Genomic DNA, 14,736 nt, shown 5'->3' with positions numbered 1-14,736 from the left:
AAAAAAGAAAAAAATCCGCACACTTATCCACATTCTCTTTTATCGTTATATACCATTCTATCTTATCCACATGTGAATAACAATAAAACGAAAAATAAAATTACAAAACCGAAGGACTTCACTTTTTTTGTGTTATTTCCATTATCCCGTTCTTCAGCAATCTACCTAACAGCTAAGATGAGAAACAAAGAGCATGCTTTTTTTCTTATTCATTTTTATTTAAATAGAATATTATTCGAACATAATATTTCGCTAGAATATATGCATTAGGAGGCTTAAAAATTTTTGAAAAAATATTACATTGCCATGCAGAGGCAGACAAGATGAGGAGATTTTTATACAAAAAAAAGATCGTTTCCCATTTGGAAAGACGATCTTTTTTTAAAACTATTTTTTTCCCCTTATTGGCGCAACAATAATATGTCGCTTCGCATCCTCTCCTGAGGAATACGTTTTTACACCTTTAAAGGAAACCAGCGCAGTATGAATCGTTTTTCTTTCATCTGCAGGCATCGGTTCAAGCGGGATTTCTTTTCCAATCTTCACCGCTTTATAGGCTATTCTTTCGGCTAAATGAATTAAAGCTTGTTTTCTACGTTCTCGATAACCTTCCGCATCTAATATCACTTTAAAATATCCTGTAGATTCTCTATTAATTACCAATTGTGCTAAATATTGAATAGAATTAAGAGTTTGTCCTCTTTTTCCTATCAGCAAAGCAATTTTTTCACCAGATAATTCATATAGAATATTTTTTCCATTTTGCTTCACTCGAATTTCAATAGGAACGCCCATTTTTTCACTAACATCTTTTAAAAAATTTTTTACGGATTCAACTGGATCTACCTTTTTCTTTACTATTACTTTCGCAGATCTAGAACCAAAACCGAGAAATCCTTTTCTTCCTTCATCAACAACAATGACTTCAACCTGATTCTTTGTTGTCTTAAGCTGAGCTAAAGCTGACTCCACTGCTGCGTCGACTGTTTGTCCTACGGCAGTAATTTCTTTCACTTCTTCGCTCCTCCTGCTTTGCTAGTTTGACCAGCATTTTTAATTTCAGGACCTTTAATAAAATACGTTTGTATAATGGTAAAGATATTACCTACTACCCAGTAAAGTGATAATGCAGCAGGGAAATTAATAGCAAATACTAAAATCATAACTGGCATTATCCAAACCATCATTTGCATTTGTGGATTTGGCGGTGCTCCAGCCATCGATAATTTTGTTTGGAAAAATGTCGTTACACCAGCTAAGATTGGCAATAAGTAAATTGGATCTGGCTGCCCTAGACTGAACCATAAGAAATCATGAGAAGCAATTTCTCTTGTACGAGAAATAGCATGATAAAACCCAATCAGTATCGGCATTTGTACTATTAGAGGGAAGCATCCTGACAATGGGTTTACTTTATTTTCTTGGAAAAGCTTCATCGTTTCTTCTTGGAGCTTTTGTTGTGTCTTTTGATCTTTAGAGCTATATTTTTGTTGCAGTTCTTTCATCTGCGGCTGAATTGCTTGCATTGCTTTACTATTTTTCGTTTGTTTAATCATAAGCGGCAATATAACTAGTCTAACTAATATAGTTACGATAATAATGGAAATACCATAACTACCTCCAGCAAAGGCTGCTGTCTTTATTATCAGTTGAGATAGTGGATATACGATGAACTCATTCCAGATTCCATCACTTTCAGAAGTTATCGGTTGATTAAACTCTGTACATCCTGTTAAAATGGTCATTAAAAAAAGCAGACCAACTATCAATAAAAATTTCTTATTCAAGCTGCAAATCCTCCTGTTTAACATGATTTTCAAATCTAACTTATTAAGTATTGTAACCGATAAACGAATCATAGGAAACGCTTAACTGCGATTTTCCTCTTAATTCTTTTTGGATAGAACCCTTGCTATTTTTAAAATATGGATAAGACTCTTTTTTACTTCTTCAAAACCCATATCAGCAACAGGCTTTCTTACAATTATGACATAATCATACTTATTTTCCAACTTATCTTCAAATTCAAGGAACGCTTGTCTAATATAGCGTTTTATCTGATTTCGCTTAACTGCGTTTCCAATCTTTTTGCTGACAGAAAGGCCGATTCGGAAATGCTCTTGATCCACTTTTTCCAATTTATAAATAACAAACTGCCGATTAGCAAAGGATTGTCCTTTTTTAAAAACCGACTGAAATTCTTTATTTTTTTTTATTCTGAATTCTTTTCTCAACGTTTATAACTCCTTCAATTCCTTCAAGTTAACATTCTTCTCTTTGTAAAAGAGGCTTTTTCGTAAAGTTTGTTGCCAGTGACCAGCAGCCTTCCTATCACCGGTTATCATAGGGGTAGACTTTAGCACCTCGGTAAAACCAATTTTAGGTCTCCCTGCTCCCCCTAGCGTCTTCGTAACTCAACTGCTAGTTATTTTAATAAATTTTTCCCAATTGAAAAATACCAATTTTAAAAAAACAGCCTTGAAAGAAAATTAGACAGGCATAATAACGTAAGTAAATGAGTATATTGTAAAAAAAGGAAGGGCTGTCCTTCTATTAAAAGCATTCCCTTCCCTTTTAATTGAAAAAAGACCACTGACGTTTCAGTGGCCTAAGCTGATAATACTTTTCTTCCTTTGCGTCGACGGCGAGCTAAGACATTACGTCCATTTGAGCTGCTCATGCGGCTACGGAATCCGTGAACTTTACTTCTTTTACGTTTATTTGGTTGATAAGTTCTTTTCATTGTATATGACACCTCCCTGAGGAATAGCTGTTATAGACAGTCCTTACAATTATATAAACATAGATAATTAATTGTCAACTATTCATTTTTATTTATCATTATTTATAGATCACGTTAACTTCGGTGATCTTTCCCTTTCTATTTCTAAGGTCATTAAAATAGTATACCACATAATTTTCTATTCTACTTCATATCCTTCCCAACTATTCTATTTTCCAACGAATATTTTTTATCATTTAGGTTATTCTACAAAAATTCTTCTTTCAATTTTTATGTAAAAAAACGATATAAAAATTCAAAATGAAAAACTAGCTCTTCGCTCTGATTATATTTTCAAACAAACCAAGTTATTATTATGTCGTTTTTCCTATCTTTTCGACGATTGTGGATAATTTTCGACGGGATTATTTTTTCCACAATCGTTATTTACAACTTTTCAACAAACTAATACCTTGTGGACATTTATTACTAACAACCTAGTTATCTTGTGGATAAGATATTAAAAAGCATTGCAGTTCTTATGAATTTTTGATATTATAGTTTTGTTTTCACATCTGAATAAAATCTGTGCATAACTATATTATCCACAATCTGTGGATAAACTGTGGACATCTTATTCTATGTGTCTGAACAGAGTTGTCCACAATCCGTGGATACTGTCGAAATACCACTAATCTTCCTTATAATATATTTTTCCACATATGAAAAGGACAAGCTCCTTGTAATCTTGTATATTGGCATGCACAAGGGTGCACTATTTTGTCTAAAATCTTTTTTTATGATTCCTATTTTGTAGGAATTGGACAATTTGGATAAAGAAATATGGTCTTTTGTAAAAAATTATTTAAGTTGGTTAGCCATCGAACAAATAAAATCCTATAAGCGATTATTGCATCGATTGGTCTATTTTTTTGTTTTTTTAGAAGTTTTATCTTAAGGCTTTAAGGCTCTTTTTTTGTTTTTTGATCTTTTTTGAAGTAATCACGAAGTTTTTTAAACAAATTCGACATGAAAATATGTCTTTTTCTGCACGTTTAAGATAGATCTGCTCGTTAGTAGAATAATAAGGCTAATAACGTTTAACTTTAGGTAAAGGAGGCGAGGATAACTTGAACAATATAACAGATCTTTGGAATAATGCATTGAATACGATTGAAACAAAGATCAGCAAACCCAGTTTTGATACATGGCTTAAACCAACAAAAGCCCACTCTTTGCAGGGAGATTTACTAGTTGTTACAGCACCTAATGAGTTTGCACGAGATTGGTTAGAAGAAAGATATTCTCAGCTTATTGCTGAAATACTATATGAAATTACCGGTGAAGAACTTCTGGTAAAATTTATTATTCCTCAGAATCAAAAAGAAGAGGAGTTTGATCAGCAAATTTCTGTAAAGCATAAGAAAAAGGAAGAGGAAGTTACTGAGCAAACAATCTTAAATTCAAAGTATACTTTTGATACTTTTGTAATTGGATCTGGCAATCGTTTTGCTCACGCTGCTTCCCTTGCTGTTGCCGAAGCGCCTGCAAAAGCCTACAATCCTCTATTTATTTATGGAGGAGTTGGACTTGGAAAAACGCACTTAATGCATGCAATCGGTCATTATGTTTTAGATCATAATCCATCTGCTAAAGTTGTATATTTATCTTCTGAAAAATTCACAAATGAATTTATTAATAGTATCCGTGACAACAAAGGTGCCGAATTTCGTGATAAATATCGAAATGTAGATGTACTTTTAATAGATGATATTCAATTTCTTGCTGGAAAAGAATCAACACAAGAAGAATTTTTCCATACTTTTAACACATTACATGAGGAAAGCAAACAAATTATCATCTCTAGTGACCGCCCTCCAAAAGAGATTCCAACACTAGAGGATCGCTTACGCTCGCGCTTTGAATGGGGTCTTATCACAGATATTACACCACCAGACTTAGAGACACGGATTGCTATTTTGAGAAAAAAAGCTAAAGCCGACGGACTAGATATTCCAAATGAAGTGATGCTTTATATTGCTAATCAAATTGATACTAATATTCGTGAGTTAGAAGGTGCACTTATTCGCGTTGTTGCTTATTCTTCTTTAATTAATAAAGATATTAATGCTGATTTAGCAGCTGAAGCATTAAAGGATATTGTTCCAAGCTCTAAACCTCGAGTAATAACCATTCATGATATTCAAAAGATAGTTGGAGAGCAGTTTAATATTAAATTAGAGGACTTTAAAGCAAAAAAACGCACAAAATCCATTGCATTTCCAAGACAAATCGCTATGTATCTATCAAGAGAATTAACCGATTTCTCCTTACCAAAAATCGGTGAAGAGTTTGGCGGTCGAGATCATACTACTGTTATTCATGCCCATGAAAAGATATCAAAAATGCTTTTAACTGATTCACTTCTTCAAAAGCAATTAAAAGAAATAAATGAACTCTTAAAAGTTTAGATAGGATAGTGTGTATAACTTACCTTACTTTAGACACAGTCTATCCACATGTTGATAGACTGTGTTTCCTTGCTTAAACCTAGTTATCCACATACTAACAGGACCTACTACTTTTACTACTATTTTTTAAAACAATATATTATTAAAAAAAGCAGTTAGAACTGCATTTAAAAATTATTTAAATCGGAGGATTAATTAATGAAATTCATCATCCAAAAAGAGAATCTTGTTCAAAGTGTGCAAGATGTTATGAAAGCAATCACTAGTAGAACAACCATTCCTATTCTTACTGGTATCAAAATTGTCGCAAGTGAAGAAGGAGTAACATTAACTGGAAGTGACTCTGATATTTCGATTGAATCTTTCATTCCTAAAGAAGAAGATGAACAAGAAATTGTGGAGATCCAACAAGCCGGTTCCATCGTATTGCAAGCAAAGTTCTTTAGTGAGATTGTAAAAAAGCTTCCTACCAACCAAGTTGAAATTGTTGTTGATAATTTGCAAACTACTATCCGTTCAGGAAAATCAGAATTTAATCTAAATGGGCTCGATTCAGAAGAATATCCGCATTTACCTCAAATCGCGGAACAAAATTCGATAAAAGTCCCAACAGATTTATTAAAAAATATTATTAAACAAACTGTTTTTGCAGTGTCCACCTCAGAAACACGACCAGTGTTGACAGGTGTAAACTGGAAAATTGAAAATAATGACCTGATCTGTATTGCAACAGATAGTCATCGCCTTGCTTTAAGAAAGGCAAAAATAGAAACAGAAACAGAGCAAACTTTTAATATTGTTATTCCAGGAAAAAGTTTAAATGAGCTCAATCGTATTTTGGATGACCATGATGAACCAGTTGAAATTCTAGTAACAGAAAATCAAATATTATTTAAAACAAAGCATATTCTTTTCTTCTCTCGTTTGTTAGAAGGAAATTACCCTGATACAAATCGATTGATTCCAACCGAAAGTAAAACAGATATCATTGTAAACTCTAAGGAATTTCTTCAATCAATTGATCGTGCTTCTTTGTTAGCGCGTGAAGGTCGAAATAATGTCGTTAAATTTTCGACAATGGGTGAAAATGTAATAGAAATTTCTTCTTTTACACCTGAGATAGGGAAAGTTATTGAAGAATTAGTAAGTGAATCTGTTAGCGGGGAAGAGTTAAAGATATCATTCAGTGCGAAATTTATGATGGATGCATTAAAAGTTCTTGAAGGATCTGAAGTTAAAATTAGTTTTACTGGAGCGATGAGACCGTTTGTTATTCATCCAACAAATGATGACTCCACTTTACAGCTTATATTACCGGTTAGAACTTATTAAAAGTATTGGGTGTTCTTTTTAATGAACACCCAATTTTATTTATATTTAGCAGATGTATGAATATGCACTAGAGGGAATAAGTGTTATTTAAACTGTTTTCCCCCCACTATTTAGAATATTACCTATCTATTTATAGAAATATTACACTTTTCTTTGTGTATCAATTAATTATTTAGTAGAATAGATAGATACGACTAAAGTTGAGAGAGTGAAAAAATGGATAATCAAATTAAGATTGATACGGATTACATTACATTGGGTCAATTTTTAAAAGTAGCAGAGTTAATACAATCAGGTGGAATGGCAAAATGGTTCCTAGGGGAATATGAGGTATTTGTTAATGGGGAACAGGATCAGCGCAGAGGCAGAAAGTTAAGAAGTGGTGATGAAATTAATATTCCTTCATTTGGCAAGTACACTGTTTTATAAAAAAGGGTGAACCCAAATGTATATTGATGAGTTGCTTTTAAGAAATTACCGGAATTATGAGGAACTGGATATTTCTTTCGAGAATAAGGTAAATGTAATACTAGGAGAAAATGCACAAGGGAAAACCAATGTGATGGAATCTATCTATGTTCTAGCAATGGCAAAATCTCATCGGACCTCAAATGATAAAGAACTTATTTATTGGGACAAAGAGTATGCTAAAATAGAAGGTAGATTAGTCAAAGCACATGGGAAAGTACCCATGCAGTTAGTTGTGGCCAAAAAAGGGAAAAAAGCAAAATTTAATCATATAGAGCAGCGGAAATTGAGTCAATATATTGGCAATATGAACGTAGTTATGTTCGCACCTGAAGATTTAAACTTAGTAAAAGGCAGCCCACAAATTAGAAGAAGATTTATTGATATGGAAATAGGGCAAATATCACCAATATATTTGCATGATATGGGACAATATCAAAAAATTTTACACCAGCGAAATACCTACTTAAAACAACTACAAACAAATAAACAAACCGATCATACGATGCTTGAGATTTTAACAGAGCAATTTATAGATATGGCAGTTAAAGTGGTAGCGAAGCGTTTTGAATTCCTGCACTTGCTGGAAAAGTGGGCAGTTCCGATTCATAAGGGAATATCTCGGGGGCTAGAAACACTAGAAATTCGCTATAAACCTTCTGTTGATGTATCAGAAGATCAGGATTTGTCGAAAATGAAGAGTGTATACGAAGCAAAATTCCAAAGTCTAAAAAAAAGAGAAATTGATCGAGGGATATCTTTATTTGGACCTCATCGTGATGATATGCTGTTTTATGTGAATAATAGAGATGTGCAAACTTTTGGTTCACAAGGACAGCAAAGAACAACTGCATTATCCATTAAAATGGCAGAGATTGAACTAATTTATTCAGAAATACGAGAATATCCCATTCTACTTTTAGATGATGTGCTTTCTGAATTAGATGATTATCGTCAATCTCATTTGTTAAATACCATTCAAGGAAAGGTTCAGACCTTTGTTACAACAACCAGTGTTGATGGTATAGACCATCATACTTTAAAAGAAGCAGCAACTTTTCAGGTTGAATCAGGAACGATTAAAAAGATTCAATAGCTTTGAGGTGAAAAAGTGTACGTTCATATTGGAGAAAATATTCTTGTGCGAACTTCAGAAATTATTACTATACTAGATAAACAAACGGTAGAGTCATCTCCTATTTCAAAAGAATTTTTAGATAGACAAAAAGCAATGACTAATGGGAAAGGTTCATCTTATAAATCTATTGTAATTACGAAGAATACTATCTATTTTTCACCGATTGCTTCTAATACGTTAAAAAAGCGAACAGTCCAGTTAACTGTTCAAGAGTACTAATGGATGCAAAAAATAATGTTAAAATTTTTCGATGTTAATGGAAAGTTAGGTGATCAATATGTCAACGGAACAAAATCCAGTTGAACAACAATCTTATGATGAAAGTCAGATACAGGTTTTAGAGGGCCTAGAGGCTGTTAGAAAAAGACCAGGAATGTATATTGGGTCAACAAGTAGTCGAGGTCTGCACCATCTAGTTTGGGAAATTGTCGACAACAGTATCGATGAGGCATTAGCTGGTTTTTGTAATGAGATTAATGTCATCATTGAAAAGGATAATAGTATTACTGTTAAAGATAATGGGCGCGGAATTCCTGTTGGTATTCAGGAGAAAATGGGAAGACCTGCTGTAGAAGTAATCATGACTGTTCTTCATGCCGGAGGAAAATTTGGCGGTGGAGGCTATAAAGTTTCTGGAGGACTTCATGGTGTTGGTGCTTCTGTTGTAAATGCTCTTTCAACTGAATTAGAGGTTTTTGTTCATCGTGATGGAAATGTCTATTACCAAAAATATCAAAAGGGTGTTCCTGTTGCTGATTTAAAAATTATCGGTGAAACAGACCATACTGGTACAACTACTCGGTTTAAGCCAGATGGTGATATTTTTAAAGAAACGTTAGAGTATGATTTTGAAATATTGGCTAACCGTATCAGAGAACTTGCTTTCTTAAATCGCGATATTCGGATTACCATTGAAGATGCGCGTGAAGGAATGGAAAAAAGGAAAGAATACCATTATGAGGGTGGTATAAAATCTTATGTAGAGCATTTAAATCGAAATAAAGAGGTGCTTTTCGAGGAACCAATTTATATTGAAGGAGAAAAAGACGGTATAAACATTGAAATCTCTTTCCAATATAATGATGGATATACAGGAAATATTTTTTCATTTGCTAACAATATTAATACACATGAAGGTGGAACGCATGAATCTGGTTTCAAAACAGCACTTACTCGTGTGATTAATGATTATGCAAGAAAAAACAGCCTATTAAAGGAATCGGATGTAAATCTTTCTGGAGAGGATGTTAGGGAAGGAATCGTTGCAATTGTTTCCGTTAAGCATCCAGACCCACAATTTGAAGGACAAACAAAAACGAAATTAGGAAATTCAGAAGTCCGTGCCATTACAGATACTGTATTTTCAGAACATCTAGAGAAATTCCTTTTAGAAAATCCCACAGTAGCTCGCAAAATTGTCGATAAAGGTCAAATGGCTTTACGAGCAAGAATAGCAGCAAAGAAGGCAAGAGAATTAACACGTCGAAAAAGTGCACTGGAAGTTTCGAGTTTACCTGGTAAATTGGCAGATTGCTCCTCAAGAGATCCCAAAATTAGCGAACTATTCATTGTAGAGGGTGACTCTGCAGGTGGTTCCGCAAAATCAGGGAGAGATCGTCATTTCCAAGCGATACTTCCTTTAAGAGGGAAAATCCTTAACGTAGAAAAGGCGAGATTAGATCGGATTTTGTCCAATAATGAAGTTCGTTCCATGATTACTGCAATTGGTACTGGAATTGGTGATGATTATGATATATCGAAAGCAAGATATCATAAAATTGTCATTATGACAGATGCTGATGTCGATGGAGCACATATTCGAACACTATTGTTAACCTTCTTCTATCGTTATATGAGAAAAATAGTAGAAGCTGGCTACATCTATATTGCACAGCCGCCTTTATATAGTATTAAACAAGGGAAAAAGCTTGAATATGCCTATAGTGATCCGCAATTGCAACAAGTTTTAAGCAACTTGCCAGCTAATCCTAAGCCGAATATTCAACGTTATAAAGGATTAGGGGAAATGAATGCAGAGCAATTATGGGATACAACAATGGATCCTGAGAAAAGGGTACTTTTACAGGTAAGCTTAGATGATGTGATTGAAGCAGATGAAACATTCGAAATGCTTATGGGTGATAAAGTAGAGCCACGGAGAAACTTTATCGAAGAAAATGCAACTTATGTTAAAAATCTAGATGTTTAAAAGATAGGGAAAGAAATTTGGTGCTGATTTAATTGGCACCTTGTGTATTTCTTTAGACGTTAGTTATTCCTATTAATTATGAGGAATTCGATTAGACTTGACTTTTTCTCTTACGTCTATTCGTTAAGATGAGGCAGAAAATCTAATGTTTTCTTAAGGAGGTTCCTTTCCATGGCTGATATGCCAAATTCTCAAATTAAAGATAGAAATATAAGTAAAGAAATGCGTGATTCCTTTTTAGATTATGCGATGAGTGTTATTGTTTCTCGTGCACTTCCAGATGTACGAGATGGCTTAAAGCCCGTGCATCGACGTATTTTATATGCAATGCATGATCTTGGAATGCACTCAGATAAACCGTTCAAGAAATCTGCACGTATTGTTGGAGAAGTAATCGGGAAGTATCACCCACATGGTGATAGTGCTGTTTATGAAACAATGGTGCGTATGGCACAAGATTTCAACTATCGTTATATGCTCGTTGATGGACATGGAAACTTTGGTTCCGTAGATGGTGATTCAGCTGCGGCAATGCGTTATACAGAAGCTAGAATGTCTAAAATAGCGATGGAGTTATTGCGAGATATTAATAAAGACACAATTGATTATAAGCCAAACTTTGATGGAGAAGAGAAAGAACCAGTAGTATTACCTTCTCGTTTCCCCAATTTACTTGTAAATGGTACGAGTGGGATAGCTGTTGGAATGGCTACCAATATTCCTCCACATCAATTGGGAGAAATTATTGACGGTGTTCTTGAAGTTAGTAAAAATCCAGATATCACTATTCCTGAATTAATGGAAATCATACCAGGACCAGACTTCCCTACATATGGGATGATTGTTGGTAGAAGTGGAATTAGAAAAGCGTATGAAACTGGTAGAGGCTCTATTATTTTACGTGCTAGAGTAGAAATTGAAGTGAAGCCTAGTGGTAAGGAAGTTATTATTGTGAAAGAAATTCCTTATCAAGTCAATAAAGCGAGACTAGTAGAACGCATTGCAGAACTAGTACGTGATAAGAAAATTGACGGCATCACGGATTTACGAGACGAATCTGACCGAACTGGAATGCGTATTGTTATTGAAGTTCGAAAAGACGCAAATGCAAATGTATTATTAAATAACCTATACAAGCATACAGCTATGCAGACAAGCTTTGGTATCAATTTACTTGCACTAGTAGATGGACAACCAAAGGTACTTAACTTAAAACAATGTCTAGCTTATTATCTAGATCATCAAAAGGTAATTATACGTAGAAGAACAGAATTTGAATTAAGAAAAGCAGAAGCAAGAGCGCATATCTTAGAAGGTTTGCGGATTGCGCTTGATCATTTAGATGAAGTGATTAGCTTGATTCGTAGTTCTCGTACAACAGATATTGCTCGTGAAGGATTAATGACGAATTTTAATCTTTCTGAAAAACAAGCACAAGCAATTCTAGATATGCGTCTACAAAGATTAACTGGCTTGGAAAGAGAGAAAATCGAGGACGAATATCGAGAATTAGTGAAGTTAATTGCTGAATTAAAAGCAATTCTAGCAGATGAAGAAAAAATCTTAGAAATTATCCGCGAAGAGCTTTTAGAAGTAAAAGAGCGCTTTAACGATATTCGTCGTACAGAAATTGTTGCTGGCGGAATTGAAACAATAGAAGATGAAGATCTAATTCCGGAAGAAAATATTATCATTACGTTAACTCACAATGGTTATATTAAGAGACTACCAGCTTCTACTTACCGAGCGCAAAGACGTGGTGGACGCGGAATTCAGGGAATGGGAACAAATGAGGATGACTTTGTTGAACAGCTAAGCTCCACATCGACCCATGATACTATCCTATTCTTTACGAATAAAGGGAAAGTATACCGTTTGAAAGGGTATGAAATTCCAGAATTCAGCCGTACAGCCAAAGGTATCCCAATTATTAACCTTTTAGGTGTGGAAAAAGACGAGTGGGTAAATGCGATTATTCCTGTTTCCGAATTTGTAGATGATTGGTACCTATTCTTTACCACAAAAGAAGGAATCTCTAAACGTTCTCCATTATCTTCGTTTGCTAATATAAGAAATAATGGTCTAATCGCTGTTAATTTAAGAGAGGGCGATGAGTTAATCTCTGTACGCTTAACAGATGGATCAAAGGAAATGATTATTGGAACGAAAAATGGTTTGCTTATTCGATTCCCAGAAACAGATGTACGTTCCATGGGTAGAACGGCAACAGGGGTAAAAGGTATTACTTTATCATCTGATGATGAAGTGGTAGGAATGGAAGTACTTGAAGAAAATTCCGAAATTCTAGTTGTAACTAAATATGGATACGGAAAAAGAACGCCAATCAATGAATATAGAGTTCAAGGTAGAGGCGGAAAAGGGATCAAAACATGTAATATCACCGATAAGAATGGAACCCTTGTTTCAATGAAAGTAGTGAACGGGGAAGAAGATTTAATGATTATCACAACAGGTGGCGTTTTAATCAGAATGGCTGTAAGTGATATCTCAACTATGGGCAGAAGCACACAAGGTGTTCGATTGATTAAATTAAATGAAAATGAGAATGAATTTGTTGCTACTGTTGCTATTGTAGAAAAAGAAGATGAAATAGAGGAAGCGGATGAACTTTCTGAAGAAACGCAACAAGAGTCTTTAGAAAATGATGCGGATTCAAACGAGTAATATACTTTGAATGTCTTAGGGGAAACCTTAAGGCATTTTTTTATGTTCTTTAGAGGTAAATAAATATTTTAAGATTTACGTAAAACATCGTGCATTGCTGTAAAAAAAATTATTTATAAATCATTTTAGGTGTATAGTCTTATTTGAATGGGGTTGCATTTCAAAAATAATACATTAAAATAGTAAAAAAGTCCGTTATTATAAGGTGGTTTCAAATGATTATAAATGTGGAAGAGTTAAATCCAGGAAGTATTTTAGCAGAAGATATATATGTACGAACAAATAGACCAATAATTACTGCGAAAACGGTATTAGCGGGTGAACACATAAAGATATTAAAAGCTTTCTTAGTAAAGGAAGTTACCATCGAAAATACGCAAATAGATGGTACGATTATGATCGAATCTACGCCATCTATTCACAATCAAACTAGAGAAGAAGAGAAAAATGATTTTTTGTCTCTATTTTTGCAGACGGTTCAATTATATAAAAAGGAATTTATTTCTTGGCAATCTGGATTACCAGTGAATATAGCAAATGTTAGAACGATCCTTTTACCATTATTAGAAGAACTAGAAACTGTTTCAAAAGAAATTTTTTCTCTTTATCACTTATCAAACAAAAAGGAATATTTGTATCAGCACTCTATTGCAGTTTCCGTTATTAGTGCACTTATAGCGCAAAAAATGAACTATAGCTATAGAGATGTGATTCAAGTTGCTCTAGCAGGTTGTTTAAGTGATGCTGGAATGGCTAAGATTAATCAACGATTATTGAATAAGATAGAACCTTTAACAGAAGAAGAATTTAATGAAGTGAAAAAACATACAAGATATAGTTTAGAAATGATTCCGGAACATACTTTATTAAAAAATGAAACGCGCCTTGCAATTTATCAGCATCATGAAAGAATTGATGGAAGCGGATATCCAATGGGGAATGCAGATAATAAGATACATGCCTTTGCAAAGATTATAGCTGTAGCTGATACATTTCATGCAATGACATCGGAGAGATTATATCGGAAGAAGCAATCTCCTTTTCGTGTAATGGAACAAATGCATCAGGATCATTTTGGAAAATTTGATTTAACTATATTACAATCACTAAGCAATGCTATTACTCAATTTACTACAGGAAGCAAAATTAGATTATCCAATGGAGAAAAAGCAGAAATTTTATTTATAAGTAGCACTCCAACAAGACCGCTTGTTAAAACATTACAAAATGATTTGATTCTTGATTTAGAAAAAAATAGACATCTATTCATAGAAGAGATTTTAGAGTATTGATAAAAAGATTAGAAAACAGAGAATTAGTCACCTTGCAATTTATAGAGAAAATAGATATTCCCTTAAGAAAGGGATGTCTATTAATGTAGGTAAATGATACGATAGAACAAATGGACAAAGTGAAAAAGAATCTATTAGAAAGAAACACGTAATCTTTTTGAAAAATTTTTAAAAAAACTATTGCATACATGTATAAACGTTGCTATAATAATACAAGTCAGCAAGAGAACATTGAAAAAACTTTTAAAAAACATATTGACTAAATAAGTGAAAATGTGTTACTATTTGAAAGTTGTCTCTTATGAGATTGCTCTTTGAAAACTGAACAAACAAACGTCAACAATAATCGTTTTATAACGAATGTTATAGAATGACAACAAGTAATAAAAAGCTAGAGTTTAGCAATGAGCTAATCAACT

At 33.7% G+C, this 14,736-nt stretch carries 12 protein-coding genes; 8 read left to right on the top strand and 4 right to left on the bottom strand.

Translation table 11 applies throughout. The features are described from left to right. Positions 1-387 precede the first annotated feature (387 nt). The 4 genes from jag to rpmH all read right to left on the bottom strand — a co-directional run bounded on the left by jag (position 388) and on the right by rpmH (position 2,743). Positions 388-1,014, bottom strand: a complete 627-nt coding sequence (gene jag, locus ADJ83_RS14235) for an RNA-binding cell elongation regulator Jag/EloR (RefSeq protein WP_048718119.1) — start codon at positions 1,012-1,014, stop codon at positions 388-390. After that, a complete protein-coding gene (gene spoIIIJ, locus ADJ83_RS14230) occupies positions 1,011-1,745 on the bottom strand; it encodes a YidC family membrane integrase SpoIIIJ (protein ID WP_396953903.1) in 735 nt (244 codons plus the stop codon). Before spoIIIJ ends, jag begins: the two co-directional genes overlap by 4 nt. A gap of 141 nt (positions 1,746-1,886) precedes the next feature. Beyond that, a complete protein-coding gene (rnpA, locus tag ADJ83_RS14225; RefSeq protein WP_048718118.1) occupies positions 1,887-2,234 on the bottom strand; it encodes a ribonuclease P protein component in 348 nt (115 codons plus the stop codon). A 374-nt stretch (positions 2,235-2,608) separates the two neighbouring features. Continuing rightward, the gene (gene rpmH / locus ADJ83_RS14220) at positions 2,609-2,743 is read right to left on the bottom strand and encodes a 50S ribosomal protein L34 (protein WP_016201470.1); all 135 of its coding nucleotides are present in this window, start codon (positions 2,741-2,743) and stop codon (positions 2,609-2,611) included. A 1,109-nt stretch (positions 2,744-3,852) separates the two neighbouring features. On the opposite strand from rpmH, the gene dnaA reads away from it, so the two are divergent. From dnaA to ADJ83_RS14180, 8 genes are all read left to right on the top strand, one after another. Beyond that, complete coding sequence (gene dnaA / locus ADJ83_RS14215) at positions 3,853-5,193, top strand: chromosomal replication initiator protein DnaA (RefSeq protein WP_031535617.1); 1,341 nt, start codon at positions 3,853-3,855, stop codon at positions 5,191-5,193. 198 nt (positions 5,194-5,391) lie between these two features. Further along, a complete protein-coding gene (dnaN, locus tag ADJ83_RS14210; RefSeq protein WP_031535619.1) occupies positions 5,392-6,525 on the top strand; it encodes a DNA polymerase III subunit beta in 1,134 nt (377 codons plus the stop codon). Positions 6,526-6,741: 216 nt separating this feature from the next. After that, positions 6,742-6,954, top strand: coding sequence for a S4 domain-containing protein YaaA (gene yaaA / locus ADJ83_RS14205; protein WP_031535621.1), 213 nt, complete (start codon positions 6,742-6,744; stop codon positions 6,952-6,954). 16 nt (positions 6,955-6,970) lie between these two features. Then, positions 6,971-8,089 carry a DNA replication/repair protein RecF gene (gene recF / locus ADJ83_RS14200; protein ID WP_048718115.1) on the top strand — a complete coding sequence of 373 codons (1,119 nt, stop codon included), beginning with the start codon at positions 6,971-6,973 and terminating at the stop codon, positions 8,087-8,089. 15 nt (positions 8,090-8,104) lie between these two features. Continuing rightward, complete coding sequence (remB, locus tag ADJ83_RS14195; RefSeq protein ID WP_031535625.1) at positions 8,105-8,350, top strand: extracellular matrix regulator RemB; 246 nt, start codon at positions 8,105-8,107, stop codon at positions 8,348-8,350. A 58-nt stretch (positions 8,351-8,408) separates the two neighbouring features. Next, positions 8,409-10,340, top strand: a complete 1,932-nt coding sequence (gene gyrB / locus ADJ83_RS14190) for a DNA topoisomerase (ATP-hydrolyzing) subunit B (RefSeq protein ID WP_048718112.1) — start codon at positions 8,409-8,411, stop codon at positions 10,338-10,340. Between the two features lie 171 nt (positions 10,341-10,511). After that, positions 10,512-13,025: a DNA gyrase subunit A gene (gene gyrA, locus ADJ83_RS14185; RefSeq protein WP_031535629.1), complete on the top strand. Its 2,514-nt coding sequence runs from the start codon at positions 10,512-10,514 to the stop codon at positions 13,023-13,025. Between the two features lie 215 nt (positions 13,026-13,240). Then, positions 13,241-14,317: an HD-GYP domain-containing protein gene (locus ADJ83_RS14180; protein ID WP_048718110.1), complete on the top strand. Its 1,077-nt coding sequence runs from the start codon at positions 13,241-13,243 to the stop codon at positions 14,315-14,317. The last annotated feature ends 419 nt before the right edge of the window (positions 14,318-14,736 follow it).

It is taken from the genome of Bacillus sp. 522_BSPC, assembly GCF_001076885.1.
Taxonomy (GTDB): Bacteria; Bacillota; Bacilli; order Bacillales; family Cytobacillaceae; genus Niallia; species Niallia hominis.
This window is presented reverse-complemented; position numbering and strand designations above follow the sequence as displayed.